This is a genomic window from Nostoc sp. LEGE 12454 (assembly GCF_056620565.1).
Genome location: NZ_JBWQXL010000040.1, coordinates 18,593 through 36,716, shown reverse-complemented (window position 1 = coordinate 36,716; position 18,124 = coordinate 18,593). Strand labels below are relative to the sequence as shown.

The window sequence follows — 18,124 nt, the reverse complement described above, 5'->3', positions numbered from 1 at the left end:
CGTGAAAAAACTCAGTATAACTCAAAGATCCTTCTTTATCGTTAGCTCTTGCCTGCTAAATCAAGTAAGTCCTGGAAATCAAAGCGGATTTATATGGATATTTAGCTAAATATTGGCTACATTCCTAATTAAACCCCGTTCATTTGAAAACCTGGAGTTCTGAATAAAAGTATATTATCTAGTCCTGGCTTGAGTTTTGAGCTTTCTCTAAGCCAAAATAACTATGGTTCTCAAGGTAGACGTGGTTTAGCTTCGTTTGTGTTTGATTACCGCTATGAGTTACAGATTTTATCGAATTAATTGGAGCAGTATACAAAACTTTACAATTGCCCAAACAAAACTCAGCTAATAGAATCAGCACTCAGGTGCTTGTGCAATAACATCTGGCTTGAGCGTCTTAGAAAAAATGTATTCCAATTAGATTCGACTTTATGCACTCGATATCCCAGCTTGAAATAAAGCTGTCGTGCTTGATGGTTATTTTCTAAAACATGGAGATATAAGTCTTGAAATCCCCACTCGCGAGAGACTTTTTCACAGCTAGTAAGTAATCCTGAAGCCACACCATGTCTACGGTATTTTGGGTGTACCGCTAAATTAGATAAGTAAGGAAAACCTACACCAACCTCGCTCCATGAATCACTACTGTAGCGTACACCCATTTCCACACTTCCTACTAAGTTATTAGCCTCACCAGTAGTAGCTTCAAGGGCAACTAAGCAAAGATGACGGGGCGCCGGTGATGCCATTCGATGCCTTAAGTCTTCGTAAATACCCAAACGTAGCAACGGGAAAGCCCATCCCCATATACCCTTGTGGGAGTGAAAGCTTTCAGTAATAATTTGGGCAACACCAATCAAATCAGCAGGTGTAGCTGTACGAATTTGGAATTGGCAGGAAGCTGGATCGATTGCCTGTTGGTGGTATGGGTGAAAAAACCGATATTTCAAGGCTAGTTTAGTATTGATTTTATTCAACAAAAATTTTCTCAAATATCCTAAAACAAGATTTAAACTAAATCAGAACTTATAAAGTTGCCCAGGAGATTTAACTGAACCAATATTGCTAATTCGCTTTTTCTTGTAGATTATACAAATTTTTACACTTTAGAGGATGTTTTATAACCTGCATTTTTGAAAGAGTATTAGGAGTTACAACTTCATAAATCTATAACCTTAAGTTCAGTATATTCATTGCATACCTTCTTTTCGGTGAGCAGAATATCAAACTGATTACCACAAAAACATCTCTAAAGTGATAGAGTTTTCAGCGAGTGGACAGAGGAATAGCATAACTTATCTGTAAGCAGCATCTCCAAAATTGTTAAGTAAGTACACTATTGGCAAACTCTGGTTTCAAACCACCCTTAGTTACAGTACTGAACTTGTTTTTTGCAGTTACCGCACACTGATACTACTTTGTTATCAAGTCGTATAAGTAGGCTGTACAGGTACTGGGACAAGAATCTGTAAGGTTCCTAATCCCTAATCTCTAACTCCTCAACCGCTACCACTTGTCTTAATGATAGTTCTGATTGCTAAATTAGAAAGAGGTATTTGTCTAATAGTATACTTTGGCTTTAAATCTTATTGTTTTAATTTTGCTGACTCTACCATGACTACCATAAATAAAATTTACCTGCAAGTGTTATTACAACAGCTGTGGAGGGAAAACTTAATATGCAGCTTTATCTGGATTTTTCAGCTGGCTATGAGCGCTGTATGTATTATCAGACATTGCTCGCAGGAGGTGAAAAAAGATTTGGCAAGCAAGCGTCGACTCTGTAACACTAAAACTGACAATGAAAGCAATTACACTGCACCAACGCAAACGGTAATCGGCACAAGCAATTGAGACGAATTACTGTGAGTAAACGCTCCTACACTCAGCAGTCATGTAGCCAAACAGCCCTATTGGTCGAAATGCTCTGCTCTTACCTGACTCAGAAAAATCCTTACCTGATCAGATTATTCTTTATCCGACTGCCGTTGCAGCAGGAAAGCGGTGCATGAAATCCCAAGCAAACAGTAAGCCTAAAATTTTGGTTGTCGATGATGAACCAGACAACCTTGACTTGCTTTACCGCACTTTTTATCGTGATTATAAGGTGCTAAGGGCAACCTCTGGCCCTGCGGCCCTCGATCTGCTGGCTCAAGAGGGAGAGATCGCGGTGATCATCTCCGATCAGCGGATGCCAATGATGAGCGGTACAGAATTTTTGAGCCTAACAGCAACTCAATATCCAGATATTATTCGGATTATTTTAACTGGCTACACCGATGTCGAAGACCTGGTGGAAGCAATCAATGCTGGCAAGGTATTTAAATATGTCACTAAACCGTGGGAAGCGGAGGAACTAAAAGCAGTGGTACGGCAAGCTTTGGATACTCACAATGTCCTCAAAGCTAGAACCCACGAACTTACCCGCACACTCCGTCAAGAATCGCTGCTAAATACCGTTACCAATACGATTCGCAGTGCTTTAGACTACAGACAAATTTTGCAAGCAATTGTAGATACAGTCGGTCACATGTTGGAGGTGGATGTTTGTCTGCTACGTCCCTTCCAAGATGAGCAGTTGGCGGATAAAGGGTTTATTTATCAGAAGCCTCTTTCTGAAGAAGCCCTTGAGCATAGAAGTACAGGTGAAGTTGGAGTAAGTCTTTTTCCTCTACCCCTCATCTCCTCTCCTTCTCTGTCTCTTTTGGCTCAGACGGTATGGGAAACCCGCGAAGTCCAGGTGATTCACGATGCGATCGATGATGAGCGCATTCACGGTAATACTCCCGAACTGCGCGAACGTGAGGCAGCTTTTGCTGCTGCTAATATTTGTTCTAGTTTAGTTGTACCATTGATTTGCCAACAAGAACTGATGGCAGTGCTAGCGCTGCACCAGTGTTCTCTGCCTCGCTTTTGGGGCGAAGATGAGGTGCAGTTAGTGTTGATGGTAGCAGATCAGGCAGCCTTAGCTTTGTCTCAAGCTTATGCTTACGAACAAGTACGTGCCCTTGCCAAGCGGGAGAGCTTGATTAATACGATTACTAGCGCAATTCGCTCTAGCTTAGATCCTCAAGATATCTTTGCGGCTATTACCCAACAATTGGGACAAGCTTTACAAGTTGATGGATGCGTCTTGTCTTTGTGGACAGAGGAAGATGAGTTTGTTGAATGTGTGGGTTTGTATGATAGTTTTCAACATCTAGAAAATGTAAGAGCGTCAGCCCCAGATAATAATTCAAGTAGCAATCATCACCTACCAAATCAGAGATTACCCTATTCTCAAGCATCGATTCAGGAAAATCCCATCCTCCAACAAATGCTACAGACACATGAACCTGTGGTAATTGGTAATGTGAGCCATTCTCCTTCTGATGTGCGGGGTTTTGATTTACCTTTAAAAATGCCAGCGCGATCGCTAATGTTTGTACCATTATTAGCTGATGGTAAATGCATCGGTAGTATTACTTTGCATGAAGGTAAAAAAGTCCGCCAATGGCTCCCATCTGATATCGATTTGGCGAAAGCAGTGGCAGCGCAAGCCGCGATCGCTGTGCAGCAGTCACACTTATATCAAAAAACTCGCCAACAAGCTGAACGCTTACTGGAATTAGACAAACAAAAAACCGAATTTTTCCAAAATATTTCCCATGAGTTTCGCACACCGATTACCTTGATTCAAGGGCCTTTAGAGTCGGCTGTAGCGGCTGGTGAAGGATTATCTTACTCTCAAAGTGCGATCGCCCTGCGTAACTCCCGCCGCCTGCTGCGACTGGTAAATCAACTCCTGGATTTACAACGCTTGAATGCCGGGAGAATGCAGCCTAGCTTCCATCCCTGTGATTTAGTCGAATTTGTCAGCCAAATAGTGGAATCTTTTCGTCCCTACTGTGAGAAGAAGAGACTGCATCTCGTCACCCAGCTAGATGAATGTTCTACGGTGTACTTGGACATGGAAAAATTTGACAAGGTGGTTTATAACCTCTTGTCAAATGCCATGAAGTTCACTCCCGAAGGTGGAACGATCGGTGTCAGACTAAAATCTGAGCGCGATCGCTGCATATTACAAGTGCAAGATACTGGAATTGGTATTGTTAAAGAACAAATTCCCCACCTATTTGAGCGCTTTCGCCAAGCTGAAGGTTCAGCAAACCGCTCCTATGAAGGCAGTGGTTTGGGTTTAGCTTTAGTTAAAGAATTAGTAGAATTACATGGTGGTCAAGTCACTGTGGAATCAGTTTATGGTGAAGGCACTACTTTTAGTTTATGGCTGGTGACTGGAAATGCTCATTTACCTGCACAGCAAGTACTAGAAACGCCTACCGAACTGAATACAAGCCGCGCTAGCGTAGAATTAGCTGATTTAGAACTAGTAGAGTCAACAACAGACAATATTGAAGATATTACAATAAACCTCTCCCCCAGTGTTGATACTCAAGACTCAGCACATAAGACTCAGCACTCAATTTTAGTTGTAGATGATAACCCCGATTTGCGAACCTATGTATCTGAAATTTTCCGCCGTAATGGCTATCATGTACAGACAGCTCGTAACGGTCGTGAAGGGCACAGTAGAGCGAAGGAAATTCTACCCAGCTTGATTGTGACTGACTTAATGATGCCCTTAGTGAGCGGACTTGAGATGATTCAGATGATCCGCAATGAGGAAACGTTGAAAGGAACACCAATCATTCTGCTGACAGCGAAAGTAGATGAAGAAACCCGCATCGAAGGTACAGAGCATGGCGCGGACGCTTATTTAGCAAAACCATTCAACGATCGGGAACTTTTGGCGGAAGTTCGCAATCTTTTAGCGTTGAAAGAAAATGAACGGCGAATTGTGGAGTTAAATACTTATCTAACAGAATCGGTGCTAAAGCGCTTTTTGCCTGCTGTATTGATGCAAAAAGCCGCAACCGGTGATTTAACGTTAGATTTGCGTCCAGAACCACGCTTAATTACAGTTTTGTTTAGCGACATTGTGGGTTTTACACAGCTAGCAAATACTCTCAGATCCCGACGAGTCGCAGAGCTGCTAAATGAATATTTAGAAGCCATGACTAAAGTTGTCTTTAGCAATGGTGGCACTGTAGATAAATTTATGGGAGATGCTATCTTAGCTTTATATGGAGCGCCGGAAGAACTAACCCCTAACGAACAAGTGCGTCGTGCCATTAATACAGCAAGAGCAATGCACCGCTCACTGGCTGACTTGAACCAGCGCTGGCGAGAGCAAGGTGTATTCGATAGCGACAAACTTACTAGCGTACAGTTCCGGTGTGGTATTCACCAAGGTACTGCTGTTGTGGGGATGTTTGGTAGCGCTGAACGCGCCGATTATACTGCTATTGGCCCAAGTGTCAATATTGCCGCAAGGTTGCAAGCTGCCGCTGTTCCCGGTACGATTCTAGTTTCCGCTGCCGTAGCAGATTATTTGCAGGAAGGAGAAATTACTAAAGGGAGTCCGCTAGAACTTAAAGGAGTCGATGAAACAGTTTTGACTTTTGCTGTTTCACCAGAGGTAATGGTTAATCGCTAAAATTTAGACTGGTATTTTAAAGCATTACCAATGAGTAAAAGTGCATAATCATATCCAGTTTATATAATATGACACCATCGGTTGCAGACAAAACTCCAATTCCAGCCAAGGTCTGGAGACGACACACCGATCCACCAGGTTTGTGGATTTTTGTCGTTGTCAGTTCAGTCTCTCTGCACTTGCTGGTGTTCTGGCTGATGCGCTCATCTAATGCATTTAGTTTGTGGTTTCCCCAGCAAAATCAATCTGCTGTTCCCGTCGAATTGATAGAAATTGCTCCTAAAACAAAATCAATAATCAAATCAAAATCAATAGCCAAAATAGTTTCGTCAAAGCCACTATCCTCTACTCAAAAGTCTGTACCAGCACGTTCGTCACAAACAGCACGAACTACGCCTATAAATAAAGATTTTGGCGCAATAAATTCTCCTGAGAATCTCCAGAAAAAGAGCCGAATTTACGCCTCTCAACCTAATAGCGAACCTTCTAGACAGCAGATAGTCCCCACGCCAACACCGAAACCTATAGCTAAAGCCACACCAAAACCTATAGCTAAAGCCACACCAAAACCTATAGCTAAAGCCACACCAAAACCTACGCCTACACCTAAAGCCACACCGAAACCTATAGCTAAAGCCACACCGACACCTACAGTTCCAATTGGTAATTTACCTTGGAAGCGTCGTCAAGAAATTAAACTGGGAAAGGGAACGCAACTACCAACAGGTATTCCATCAAATCGACCAGTTTCAGAACCTGAAAATAGAGAAACTCCAGCGACTTCAACTAGAGAAACTCCAGCGACTTCAACTAGAGAAACTCCAGCGACTTCAACTAGAGAAACTCCAGCGCCTTCGACTAGAGAAACTCCAGCGCCTTCGACTAGAGAAACTCCAGCGCCTTCGACTGGAAGAGCATCGGTAGCAATAGTAGCTCCCTTATCTAGAGATGAAGTGATTAGCTTGATACAATCAAAAGGATTCCGACAAGATGCTTTACCCGACGTTATCGCTTTATACAGGGGAAGCAACACAAAACAATTAGACCCAAGTTTTATTGTCCATAATTCGGGACTTGAGCCAGCACAACTCTTGGCTAGCTTAATAATTGATAACAATGGTAATTTTAAACAAGCCGTAGTTCTAGAAATAGAACCAGCAGCACTGCAAAGTGAAAAAAGCACATACGAGCAAGTCCTCAATGAAGTTTTCAAAACAGAAAACTTTCTTGCTGCCCATAATAACGATGGCACAAAACCAGAATTGAGCAATTTGTATGTCAGGATCAAAATGCAACCTGCAAATTCCAACTAAATGCTTGAATTTTTACAGAAACTGTGTTATATTTATAGGGTTGGAAATTTGCGGGCGTAGTTTAGTGGTAAAACTATAGCCTTCCAAGCTATTAATGCGGGTTCGATTCCCGCCGCCCGCTTAGAAAAAACTCTTAAATATACGAGTGCAAAAACCTAAGTCTAAATCTTGGTAAAATGATTAGTTAAACACTAATTCACCATTTTTTGCGGCGTACAGAAATAGTTTGAAATTGAGAGTAGCCAAATTCTAGGATGATGAATAAGCGACACTTTCTTCAACAATATCCGCACTCTGGCTGCCTCTTTGTTGTTTGATAGTTGACAAGACTCTGGAAAATGCCCAATAAGTTCTGATTTTTTGAATTTTAGAATTGCTGCTAATTGAGATTTTCTAGGCGAATGCGTGGATCGGCTGCTTTGAGCATTAAGTCGGCGATTAAATTGCCAACAATCAGCAGTACTGCGCCCATAACCAAACTTGCCATTAATAAATATAAATCTTGAGCTTGTAAAGCTTGTAAAGCCAATCTCCCTAAACCAGGCCAGTTGAAGAAAAATTCGGCGATGAAGGCACCATTTAATAAACCAGCTAATTCAAAACCCAATAAGGTAATTAAAGGATTTATGGCGTTGCGGAGTGCATGAACGTAGATAACGCGGTTTTCTGGCAAACCTTTGGCACGAGCCGTTTGGATGTAGTCTTGACGCAGGACATCTAATAATTCGCCGCGAGTGATGCGTTGCAAACCAGCAAAACTAGTAATTGAGAGTGCAATGGTGGGTAAAATCATGTGCCAGCCGATATCTAAGATTCTGCCAAACCACGACAGTTCTGAGTGATTGATGCTAGTCATGCTACCCACTGGGAAAAATGGCGAGGTGAGTTGGGCTAAAACCAGCAGCGCTAAGGCAGTGATGAAACTGGGAAAGCCTTGTCCAGCATAACTAATCACTTGTAAAATCCGGTCTGCTGGCTTATTTTGTTTGACAGCGGCAAAGATCCCTAGAGGGATGGCGATCGCCCATGTGACAATTAAAGATGCGATCGCTAATAGCAAAGTCGCTGGTACTCGTTCCCACAACAGCGATGCCACTGAACGTTGATAAATAAAACTCGTGCCAAAATCCCCTTTGGTTAAGATTCGCCATAGCCACAGTCCAAATTGCTCTGGCCAAGACTTATCTAGACCAAACTGCCGTTTGATTTCCTCAATTCTTTCTGGAGATATCTTCGGATTTTGCCGCAGCGTATCTACATAATCACCGGGAGCGAGTTGAATGATGAAAAACGACAACGCTGACGCCAACAACAAAGTTAGCAGTGCCTGCAATAGCCGCTTTAGCACATAAACAAAAGTTTCGCTCGTGACTAGCCCGATTAGCCAATCCCGACCTGTCTCCAAGGAAATTTTCGTAGATGTCATTTATATTTTGTCCTTTGTCATTTGTCCTACCCTGCGGGAAGCCGCTGGCGCGTCTATGTCCTTCGTCCTTTGTCCTTCGTCATTTGCCAGTTGTTTTGCTATTGACTAATGACTAATGACTAATGACCAATGACTAATGACTAATATTCAATTAAAGAGATAATCGGCACGTCCGGTAAATATGTACGCCCTTGTAAATCCCGTAGCTCGATAATAAACCCAAATCCTACTAGTTCGCAGCCAATCTTTTGTAACAACTTTGCCGTCGCACTCGCTGTTCCACCCGTGGCAATCAAGTCGTCAACAATCAAAACTCGGCTACCTTGGTGTAAAGCGTCTTGATGCACTTCTACGCAGTCTGTACCATACTCTAATTCATATTCAATTGAGTGAACGGCTGCTGGTAACTTCCCTTTTTTGCGGATGGGAATAAAACCAGCTCCTAATTTATAAGCCAGAGGTGAACCAAAAATGAATCCTCTCGACTCTATACCAATGACATAATCAGCTGTTATTCCAGCTTCATTGCATTTTTGTGTTAAAAAGTCAATAGTATAGCGCAGTCCCTCTGGATCGCGCAGTAACGTAGTAATATCCCGAAATAAAATTCCGGGTTTCGGGAAATCTGGAATGTCACGAACGAGAGACTTTAAATCCATAAAATGGGGAATAAAGGAGTAGGGAATGGGGAATGGGGCATGGGGAATGAGGTAGAAAAATTAATAAGCAATGCCCAATACTTCTCTACAAGAGGCTACGCCTACGACTTCTCTACGAGATGCTACGCGAACGCTCAGTACAAGTGCCCAATTTCAGATACCTGAAAAATCGTACACTATAATGTCATACGCTGGGGGTCAAGTGGGGATAGAGGCTAAAGCTTCGCTCTTCATTGACGATAATTAGAATCTAAACCAAGCTATAAAAGGTATTTCGCTAATAAATGAGGTGAATTTAGTTATGTTTTAAAATTTTGATTTCAATATAGGGAAAACTTTGAGTAGAAAGAGTTAAGTAATGTATATATCAGGTAGTCATGCTACTGCTACAAGTCTAAGGCTCAAGTCTTGGCTACCGATCTTAAATTTGTTTTATCTAGTCTGTTGGAACCGCACAAGGTATTTATAGAATGAATGTTTCAGCAAGTTTAACGCCGTTCAACAGTCCAACCCAAGACTCACTGCCGATGATTCTGGACACTTTACCAGATCCTGCGATCGCTTCCAAAACGTGTCCTCGGAGAACTAGGCTGCAAATTGACCTGATTTTACTGGCAATTGAAGCTTTAGAACTTGGTGGTTCGGAAGCAATCCTGGCTTTTGCTCAAGAGTTGGATCTTAAAGGAATTGTTAAAGACAGGGTGAATTTATGGCGGATGCGTAGCTCTAACCCGCTACGAAGAGCGCACATGCGCCGTCCCTTAACTATTATGGAAGCAAAAGCTTTGGTGGTCATTGCTTGCTATATAGCACGGCGTTTAACTGTTGTCATCCGCCAGTTATTAATGATATGTCAACAAATGGAAGAAAAACAGATTCCATTAGAACAGAATTTGCGGCTATCTAATTATCTAGAGCGGTTTAGAGCGCATTTTAAAAGCCGGATGAATGCTCGACGTTCTGGTGTACTAGCATTAACTTCTGATGAAAAATTAGATGCGCTAGCAATAAATTTGTTAGGACAATTACTATTTTGTACTGGTACTGCTGGAATGCAGCGGTTCTGGATTAGTCTTTTTGACGGTGAAGTGGAATGAATATTCAACGTAAGTACAGTCTACCTAATTGTACTCTTCTTTTAGAAGGGTTAAGTGATGTCACTAGGGCTGCACAGTTCCAGGAAATGCGCCCAGAATTATCAATATTGGTAAATGCAGAATGTTATTTGTCTGGTTACAATCAACCCCTAACCGGAGGGCGAGAATTTTTTGAAAGCTTGGTGAGGGCTGTTAGTGGTTACGCCCAAGAATTTCTGAGTACTGTACCCAATCCGCAAGCACACAACCAGGAATCGGAGCTAGTAGAGTTTCAAAAAATTGACGGCAACCGCCACAGGTTAATCATACATTCAGAGAATGCTCCAGAGGGGTTCGATCGCTCTAATAATTCTAAACGTCCGCCTATTGAAATAGATTTGAATACGGTGCAGTTGTTTGATTTGGTAGAAGCAGTGGATCAGTTTTTTGCTGATACTCAGACTTTACCGGAATTATCCCTAGAACTACAACCAGTTACTAGACGCTATGGTGGTGCTAGTCAGGCTGTAATTAGGCAAGCTGTTCCTGCGGCTGTGGGAGTATCAAGTTTAGCAGTAGCAGCGATCGCATTTAACTTGATTCCACCTCCCCAAATTCGTCCACCGCAGCCTAAGCCAGATGAGCAAACTAGCTCTACAACAAAGAGCCTTAATCCCCCAGCATCAGCAGCTGCAACACCCATCGAGGCTGCAACCCCTACAGCAACACCCACAGCTAATGAAAAGCCAGTAGTCAAAGATTTAGAAGCACTTTTAAATACAGTTCCAGAAATTACCGATCCATCCCAGTTGCGTGCATTGAATCGTCAAGTATATAACCAAGTTCATCCAGCTTGGACTAAACGCTCAGGATTACAACAGGATTTGATCTATCGTTTGGGTGTAGCTGCGGATGGAGCGATCGTTGGTTATAAAGCGGTGAATAAGGAGGCTAATCAAGAAGTCGGGCAAACTCCTCTGCCTAACCTACTTTATAATCCTGCTAACCGCGCTCCTATTTCTAATGAACCGATAGCCCAATTTAGACTAGTGTTTACTACAAATGGTGTGCTGCAAGTTAGCCCTTGGCGAGGATATGCTAAGACACCAGAGGTAGTCGGTGCAAAAATTACTGACTCTAATATCACTAAAGGTTTAAATAAAAAGCTTTATAATACAGTTCGTCAAACCTGGAGTGGCACCCCCACCTTTACGCGAGATTTAAAATATCGGGTAGCAGTCAACAAAGATGGTGTAATTGCTGACTATGAACCACTTAATCAAGTCGCCTTTGATTATTTTCGAGAAACACCTCTTCCTAAGATGTTTAACGACATCTATGGTTCTAATGTAGCTGCTCCCAATGACAAAGAACCTCTAGCCCACTTCCAAGTGATATTCAAGCCTAACGGCAAGCTTGAAGTCACTCCTTGGAAGGGATATCAATAAATTGAAATTGGTGGGGATTGGGGACTAGTCAAATTACCTGCTCCCCATTATTTACCTTGTAATTCTCCGCATATAATTTCCCCACAACTGAGCTGCTTGAGCACTGCTACCAGATGTCGGGGAATTATTGTCGTTTCCCAGCCAAACGCCAGTTACAAGTCGCTGACTGGGGATAAAACCAATAAACCACAAGTCGACGTTTTTATCAGTCGTGCCAGTTTTACCAGCTTCGCCTAGTCCAATAGCAGCACTACGACCAGTACCTCTTGCGATTACACCGCGCATCAAACTAGTCATTTCATCGGCGACATCATTTTTCAACACTCGTTTGTTGGCACCTGGATCTTGGTCGAAGGAGTAGATTACACGACAGGTTTTGATATCATTGCGATCGCTGCAATCACCACTGTCTAAAATTCGGCTGATGGCATGGGGAGGATTCAACACACCGCGATTGCCAATAGCGCCAAAAGCACCAGTCATTTCCAAAACATTAACTACACTTTGACCCAGTACTAAGCCAGGAACCGGATCGAGGTTTGATTTTATCCCCAAACGTTGTGCCATTGCCACGACTTTATCCAGCCCGACTTCTCTGGCAACTCGCAAGGCGATGGGATTCTCTGAAAGGGCCAGTCCGGTGGCAATATCTAAACTAGTGTCAGCACCAGCACGACAGGGTTTATAAGTAAAGCCTTGCCAAGTTAAAGGGGCGCAAGAATAACTTTTTGATTCTGGAATTCCTTGTTGAATAGCAGCAGTGTAAGCAAAGATTTTGAAGGTAGAACCTGGCTGTCTTTTGGCTTGAACAGCACGATTGAACTGACTTTTTTTGTAATCAGTCCCGCCTACCATTGCGAGGATACTGCCTGTACTAGAGTCAAGAGTTACCACAGCCCCTTGAGAAAAATTAAAATTTCTACCAGAGTTGTTCACCGAATTATTCAACGCTGCTTCTGCCTGTCTCTGTATCGCCGGATCGAGCTTGGTTTCAATGATATAGTTTCCTTCTCTTGCTGCTCCCTCTCCCAAAATTGATTCGAGTTCAGAGAAGACGTAACTGTAAAAATAAGGTGCGATCGTTTTAGCTTGCTGTTCGCAAACTTTAGGACTAATTTGGACAGTAGAGCGTCTAGCCCGGTTCGCATCCTCTGCTTTAATTTTGCCCATCTCCAGCAACCGCTTAATCACACGATTCCGATATTCAGCCGCTTCTAGCTTATTTGGCCCATCCCCACAAAAATCGAAAGCGTTGGGGGCTGGTAAAATTCCTACCAATGTTGCTGCTTCTGCCAAAGTTAATTCTTTAGCTGACTTCTCAAAGTAATATCGGGCTGCATCCTCAAAGCCAGAGGTATCCCCTCCCAAAAAAACCCGATTTAAGTACATCAGCAAAATATCATCTTTGCTGTAAAATGTTTCAAGCTTTAGGGCGACAACTGCCTCCCGCAATTTCCGGCCAAGGGTATCCTGTCTACCTACATACTCGCGGAACAAACTGCGGGCAACTTGCTGGGTAACAGTACTGGCTCCTTGTTGCACATCTCCGCTGCGGCTATTAATCAACACAGCTCGTAAAATCCCCAGAGGATCGACCCCAAAGTGCCAGTAATAACGACTATCCTCTGAAGCCACTACCGCAGCAGGTAAATAAGGGCCAAATTCCTCTAATCGCTTCATGTCTACATGAGAGATTGTCCGAGGTTCTCTCAGGGGAGTGGCTCCATCACGGGCGTAAACAACTACTGGGGCGCGTGTTGCTGTCGGTAGAGGTTTGACTGAAAATTTCAGCCATTCGACGCCAATCACTAACGTTAACAGGGCACTGACACCACCAACTCCATAAGCTGTCCAACTTGCAGCTTTGACATACCATGCTGGTGGATCGACATATTGCAACCGCACAGAAGCGGCGAGTTCTGGGGGCCCTAGAGTCAGAATATCGCCATGACGTAGTTCTAGAGAACTAACACGACGTTTGCCACGATAAATGCCATTGGTGGAGTTTTCGTCTTTGATCGTGAAAACTGGTGTGCGCTGAGTAGAATTCCGCGATAATGAGAGGTGAATTTGGCTGACAACAGGGTTACGGATAACGATATCGCTGGATTTCGAGCTACGACCAAGAATATAGCGATCGCCCAACAGTGGATATACCTCTGCTTTATCCGCCCCCGCATCCTGCACCCAAAGTTCCGGTACTTTGGCATTAGGCTTGAGCGCCAATTTTGAAAAATCGACCCTAGCTTGAATCGTATGTACTGCTTGAGTCAGTTGACCTAGTAACGTTTGTGGCTTGTGAGGGGGTTGGGGAGAACTCATCGGCTATTCACATCACAGTTTTTAATGAAGAATCGGGCGAATTACAATCAATTTTAGATGTTAGTCTTTCATCATTTTACTCATAAGCCAAAGCATAAATTAGCTCTACGGGGCTTTTTGATTTAATTTATACTTAAATTTATATTAAAACTATAATATATTTGTAATTTTAATCACTTCTATACATAAGGAAATATTGTTTATGTATTCTTATAAGCTTATCTAAGCTAGTATTAATCCTTCAATAACTACAAATATAATTTTTAGTTTTGTATTTTTAAACACTAGTTATCAAAAAATAACTGATTTAAAATTTTACCAATTTTACATATTCACATATTTTGAAACAAACCTAAATATCTTCATTTAGGAAGATTTTCTAAATCTTAATTATCTGCTTTAATAGGGCGAGTGATCCGTTGAGGTTAATTTCAGAATGATGGGAAAATCTCTGAGCTTGATTGGTGCAGCTTTATCTTTGGCACTTACCACTAATATTGCTGTAGCCGAATCCAGTAAATCCCCCATAGCCCAATCTAGTAGCGACTCCACTAGTGCACCAGCGGAAATTAAGCTATCGCCAGAAGGGATGAAAATTCTGTGCGAGAAATCTCCGCTTAATTCACGTTGTCCCGGCGGCACAGCACTCACCCCTAGCGCTCCTGGTAGCACTACAGTACCAGCAGAAACAGCACCAGCAGAAACAACAACGCCTGATACCACCACTCCTGATAGCACAACTGCACCAGGAACCGCTCCTTCTGACTCTGGTACTCCCGAAACCACTCCAGCACCAGGAAGCACAACCCCATCGGTACCTGGCGCACCTAACAACTTAACTCCACCAGGAAGCTCAACCACTCCTGAAGGCGCACCTAGCAACTTAACTCCACCAGGAAGCTCAACCACTCCTGAAGGCGCACCTAGCAACTTAACTCCACCATCAGGAAGCCCAACCACTCCTGAAGGCGCACCTAGCAACTTAACTCCACCAGGAAGCTCAACTACACCAGAACAACCTGGCACTCCTGGCAGCACTACTGAACCAGGAAGCTCAACTACACCAGAACAACCTGGCACTCCTGGCACTCCTGGTAGCAGTATCAAACCAGGCAGCTCTCCCAGTACTCCTGACTCTAGTTCGCCAAAAACTCCTACCACAGGTAACTAAATTTAAAGCTGGGGCATAATCTAAATAATGGTTTGCCATCAGCGATCGTCGGTGCATCTTTCTTTAACTCTTGCACCAGTTATGCAGACTGGTGTCAGGTGACAAATAAAAATTGATAAAACCTTATACGTAAAGTCTTCGCATATAAGACTAAGCAAGGGTTTAACTAAGTCAATAGCCTGGGATTAATCGTCCCAGGCTTAATAGTTTAATGGGATCTGCCAGTTGAGGTGGGTGTTTTTTGCAAGGAAGCGATTAACAGGCAAACAATACCGATACTAATAAATGAATCTGCCACATTAAATACAGCAAAGTTTATTAGGCGAAAATCAAGAAAATCAACGACATAGCCTAAAACAAAACGATCGATACCGTTGCCCATCGCTCCACCTAAAATCAAGCCATAGCCTAACTGATCCCACAAATTTAATGTTGGGCCAATTAACGCCAACGCTATCAATACTAAACTCACTCCTAAAGATAGCCAGCGCAACCACTCTACTTTCCCACTCAACAGACTAAAAGCCGCACCAGTGTTAGTGACATAGGTGAAGTGAAATATGCCAGGTAAAAGTGGTAGTGTCTGCCCCAAGCTAAAGCTTTGTACTACCCAGTACTTTGTTATTTGGTCTAAGAAAAAAGCAACGAAGGCAGCAATCCAGAAAAGACGATTTTTTAAATGCATGGCGAATTAGTCATTGGTCGTTGGTCGTTGGTCATTAGTCATTGGTCATTGGTCATGAGCTTTTGACAAATGACAAAGGACGAAAGGCAATGAACTAATAAAACATTAAGTGACGCAATATATATGCTATTACAGTAACTGCACAGACCACAGTTAGTTGACCTGGTAGTGCAAACCAAGAATATCTAAGGATTGCTTGCATCAAGGGTAGATTTTCTGTGCCTTTCCACTGAAAAAAATAGCTAATAATCAAATAAGTAATACCGCAGATGTGGAGAGTTAACAAGCCACAGACACAACTAAAGGCAAGAGTTTCTAGTCGAGGTCTGGCTTTAAAAGCAACTAAGCCACAAATCCAAGCTCCAGGAATAAAACCTAATAGATAGCCAAACTGAGACAGCTTGACATAACCAATACCGCCGCCATCGGCAAATACTGGTAATAAGGTTAACCCCATGACTAAATAGGCAATTTGTGAGAGCGCACCCGCATTTTTGCCTCCTAAACAACCCACCAACAATACTGCGCCAATTTGAAAAGTGACACCTAAAGAAAAAGTCTGAATTCCGTGCTGACTCCAAGTCCAAGGTAAGGTGATGCCATAAACTTCTAAGAAGGTACCACCCATTGTCAGGAGTAAGCCAATCATAGACCATAGTAATTGATTGGAAGCAGCAAACATTTATCAGGCAACCAAGGAAAAGCAAAAGGGAAAACCAACAGCAACTAGCATATTCATTAATATTGAAATGAAATTTGTGCTTACATCTTAAGAACTAGCATATTTTCTTTTGCCTTTTTGGTATGTAATTTTTCAGTTCTACGAATTGTAGCTGAGGTGTCTATTATCTGATTTTCTCGGCTGAGGCGTGTTGTGAATTATGGTATTTAACCTAAAATATGGTAAATTAACATTATTTATATTAGTATTTATACTAGTTTTGCAGAACAGCGCCTAAATTTGGCTACAAAGTGTTTAATGCTTAATCTTAATTAATATTTATATACTTTTTTTTATGAATTAGCCCACTAAACTACACTATCAATAAGTTTTTGTAAATAGGTATAACAAAGTTACTGTAGTAATATTTCTATCTTAGAATTAAAGTAAAAGTATAAATTTTATCAATAAAAACTAGAAACAAGGGTTTGCTCTTCATCAAAAAAACAAGCATATTTTTGCTTTGTTAACCTTTCGTTAATCTCTATTGTTGTGCTTTGGGAGTATCTTAGAAACGCTCACCTGAAAAGTTACTAAAAAATTGATAGCGATGCTCTCACATCTTAGTGCAATAAAAACTCATCGCCTCACAGGTTCAATTTCAGTGTTAGCACTGACAATCAGCCTAGCAGCTTGTGGCGGACAGCAAACACCAGATAGTACAGCCACCAAGGATGCGCCTTCTGGTACTGTTACAGATGCTACTGCCTCTAGCCCAGCTAAATTAGACCTTGGCGGAACCGTAAAGTTAAGCGGAGCTGGTGCGTCTTTTCCGGCACCACTTTACGATACCTGGTTTACAGATTTAAACAAAAAATATCCCAATCTGCAAGTTGACTATGCATCAGTTGGTAGCGGTTCTGGAGTTGAACAATTTATCAAAGGCACTGTAGACTTTGGTGCCAGCGATGTCGCAATGAAGGATGAAGAAATCCAGAAAGTACCAGCAGATAGAGGTGTTATTTTACTACCTGTGACTGCTGGTAGCATCGTGTTGGCTTACAACTTGCCTGATGTTCAAGAACTTAAACTGCCACGAGCCGTTTACGCCGATATTTTACTAGGCAAAATTACGTCTTGGGATGATGCCCAAATTGCCAAGGCTAACCCAGGTGCAAAGCTTCCTAAAGAGGCAATAACGGTTGTTTATCGTTCTGATGGTAGCGGAACTACGGGTGTGTTCACAAAACACCTCAGCGCTATCAGCCCTGAGTGGAAGAGTAAAGTTGGTGAAGGCAAAACTGTCAACTGGCCTAAGGGAGTAGGTGCTAAAGGTAACGAGGGTGTTACTGCCCAAATCCAACAAACTCAAGGTTCGATTGGTTATGTCGAGTATGGCTATGCCAAACAAAATAGTCTCAAGTTTGCTGCTTTGGAAAACAAAGGCGGTAAGTTTGTTGTAGCTAGTGAAGAGTCAGCTTCTAAAACTCTCGAATCAGTAGCTCTACCCGCAAATCTCCGCTCCTTCATTTCCGATCCCGAAGGGGCTGATTCCTATCCCATCGTCACTTACACCTGGATTTTGGCTTACAAGAAATACCCCAATGCGGCAAAAGCCAAGGCGATTGAAGCTGCAATCGAATACGCTTTAACTGATGGACAGAAGCAGGCTAGTGCATTAGGATATGTTCCTCTACCCTCAAATGTGATTACAAAGGTAGCTGTTGCTGCTGACCAAATCAGTCCAGAGTACAAAATTTCTGTTGCCAGTGGTAATAGCGCTAGCAAGTAAGTAAGCAATAAAACATGCCTATCCAGTAGTAACTT

At 42.4% G+C, this 18,124-nt stretch carries 12 protein-coding genes and 1 tRNA gene; 7 read left to right on the top strand and 6 right to left on the bottom strand.

Features of this window, described 5'->3' with window-relative positions; genetic code table 11:
• Positions 1–341 precede the first annotated feature (341 nt).
• Positions 342–980 carry an N-acetyltransferase family protein gene (locus AC1F2U_RS27420; protein WP_480264008.1) on the bottom strand — a complete coding sequence of 213 codons (639 nt, stop codon included), beginning with the start codon at positions 978–980 and terminating at the stop codon, positions 342–344.
• Positions 981–2,008: 1,028 nt separating this feature from the next.
• On the opposite strand from AC1F2U_RS27420, the gene AC1F2U_RS27415 reads away from it, so the two are divergent.
• The 3 genes from AC1F2U_RS27415 to AC1F2U_RS27405 all read left to right on the top strand — a co-directional run bounded on the left by AC1F2U_RS27415 (position 2,009) and on the right by AC1F2U_RS27405 (position 6,970).
• On the top strand, positions 2,009–5,536 hold the full coding sequence (locus AC1F2U_RS27415) for a response regulator (protein WP_480264007.1): 3,528 nt from the start codon (positions 2,009–2,011) through the stop codon (positions 5,534–5,536).
• Between the two features lie 68 nt (positions 5,537–5,604).
• Entirely contained in the window at positions 5,605–6,849 is a 1,245-nt protein-coding gene (locus tag AC1F2U_RS27410) for a hypothetical protein (protein WP_480264006.1), read from the top strand.
• A 50-nt stretch (positions 6,850–6,899) separates the two neighbouring features.
• Positions 6,900–6,970 (top strand) — tRNA-Gly (locus AC1F2U_RS27405).
• Positions 6,971–7,228: 258 nt separating this feature from the next.
• Here the strand turns inward: AC1F2U_RS27405 and AC1F2U_RS27400 are convergent.
• Positions 7,229–8,275 carry an ABC transporter permease gene (locus AC1F2U_RS27400; protein ID WP_480264005.1) on the bottom strand — a complete coding sequence of 349 codons (1,047 nt, stop codon included), beginning with the start codon at positions 8,273–8,275 and terminating at the stop codon, positions 7,229–7,231.
• 140 nt (positions 8,276–8,415) lie between these two features.
• On the bottom strand, positions 8,416–8,934 hold the full coding sequence (locus AC1F2U_RS27395; RefSeq protein WP_480264004.1) for an adenine phosphoribosyltransferase: 519 nt from the start codon (positions 8,932–8,934) through the stop codon (positions 8,416–8,418).
• Between the two features lie 470 nt (positions 8,935–9,404).
• Between AC1F2U_RS27395 and AC1F2U_RS27390 the strand changes: the two genes are divergently transcribed.
• Both AC1F2U_RS27390 and AC1F2U_RS27385 read left to right on the top strand, forming a co-directional pair.
• Positions 9,405–10,031, top strand: coding sequence for a DUF3038 domain-containing protein (locus tag AC1F2U_RS27390; protein WP_094350233.1), 627 nt, complete (start codon positions 9,405–9,407; stop codon positions 10,029–10,031).
• Positions 10,028–11,458: a DUF4335 domain-containing protein gene (locus AC1F2U_RS27385; protein ID WP_480264003.1), complete on the top strand. Its 1,431-nt coding sequence runs from the start codon at positions 10,028–10,030 to the stop codon at positions 11,456–11,458. Before AC1F2U_RS27390 ends, AC1F2U_RS27385 begins: the two co-directional genes overlap by 4 nt.
• Before the next feature lie 51 nt (positions 11,459–11,509).
• On the opposite strand, the gene AC1F2U_RS27380 is transcribed toward AC1F2U_RS27385, so the two are convergent.
• Positions 11,510–13,780: a transglycosylase domain-containing protein gene (locus AC1F2U_RS27380; RefSeq protein ID WP_480264002.1), complete on the bottom strand. Its 2,271-nt coding sequence runs from the start codon at positions 13,778–13,780 to the stop codon at positions 11,510–11,512.
• A gap of 436 nt (positions 13,781–14,216) precedes the next feature.
• Between AC1F2U_RS27380 and AC1F2U_RS27375 the strand changes: the two genes are divergently transcribed.
• Positions 14,217–14,951 (top strand): hypothetical protein, encoded by a 735-nt coding sequence (locus AC1F2U_RS27375; RefSeq protein WP_480264001.1) that lies wholly within the window; start codon positions 14,217–14,219, stop codon positions 14,949–14,951.
• A 208-nt stretch (positions 14,952–15,159) separates the two neighbouring features.
• Here the strand turns inward: AC1F2U_RS27375 and lspA are convergent, their stop codons facing one another.
• Together lspA and AC1F2U_RS27365 are read right to left on the bottom strand one after the other, a co-directional pair.
• Positions 15,160–15,636, bottom strand: a complete 477-nt coding sequence (gene lspA, locus AC1F2U_RS27370) for a signal peptidase II (RefSeq protein WP_480264000.1) — start codon at positions 15,634–15,636, stop codon at positions 15,160–15,162.
• A 94-nt stretch (positions 15,637–15,730) separates the two neighbouring features.
• The gene (locus AC1F2U_RS27365) at positions 15,731–16,318 is read right to left on the bottom strand and encodes a biotin transporter BioY (RefSeq protein ID WP_480263999.1); all 588 of its coding nucleotides are present in this window, start codon (positions 16,316–16,318) and stop codon (positions 15,731–15,733) included.
• Positions 16,319–16,907: 589 nt separating this feature from the next.
• Between AC1F2U_RS27365 and pstS the strand changes: the two genes are divergently transcribed.
• Complete coding sequence (gene pstS, locus AC1F2U_RS27360; protein WP_480263998.1) at positions 16,908–18,089, top strand: phosphate ABC transporter substrate-binding protein PstS; 1,182 nt, start codon at positions 16,908–16,910, stop codon at positions 18,087–18,089.
• Positions 18,090–18,124: the final 35 nt, after the last annotated feature.

Excerpts from the sequence above, each read along its gene's own strand:
- AC1F2U_RS27415 (WP_480264007.1), top strand. The coding sequence starts at position 2,009 with ATGAAATCCCAAGCAAACAGTAAGCCTAAAATTTTGGTTGTCGATGAT.
- AC1F2U_RS27380 (WP_480264002.1), bottom strand. The coding sequence starts at position 13,780 with ATGAGTTCTCCCCAACCCCCTCACAAGCCACAAACGTTACTAGGTCAA.
- lspA (WP_480264000.1), bottom strand. The coding sequence starts at position 15,636 with ATGCATTTAAAAAATCGTCTTTTCTGGATTGCTGCCTTCGTTGCTTTT.
- AC1F2U_RS27400 (WP_480264005.1), bottom strand. The coding sequence starts at position 8,275 with ATGACATCTACGAAAATTTCCTTGGAGACAGGTCGGGATTGGCTAATC.
- AC1F2U_RS27365 (WP_480263999.1), bottom strand. The coding sequence starts at position 16,318 with ATGTTTGCTGCTTCCAATCAATTACTATGGTCTATGATTGGCTTACTC.
- pstS (WP_480263998.1), top strand. The coding sequence starts at position 16,908 with ATGCTCTCACATCTTAGTGCAATAAAAACTCATCGCCTCACAGGTTCA.
- AC1F2U_RS27410 (WP_480264006.1), top strand. The coding sequence starts at position 5,605 with ATGACACCATCGGTTGCAGACAAAACTCCAATTCCAGCCAAGGTCTGG.
- AC1F2U_RS27375 (WP_480264001.1), top strand. The coding sequence starts at position 14,217 with ATGATGGGAAAATCTCTGAGCTTGATTGGTGCAGCTTTATCTTTGGCA.
- AC1F2U_RS27395 (WP_480264004.1), bottom strand. The coding sequence starts at position 8,934 with ATGGATTTAAAGTCTCTCGTTCGTGACATTCCAGATTTCCCGAAACCC.
- AC1F2U_RS27390 (WP_094350233.1), top strand. The coding sequence starts at position 9,405 with ATGAATGTTTCAGCAAGTTTAACGCCGTTCAACAGTCCAACCCAAGAC.
- AC1F2U_RS27385 (WP_480264003.1), top strand. The coding sequence starts at position 10,028 with ATGAATATTCAACGTAAGTACAGTCTACCTAATTGTACTCTTCTTTTA.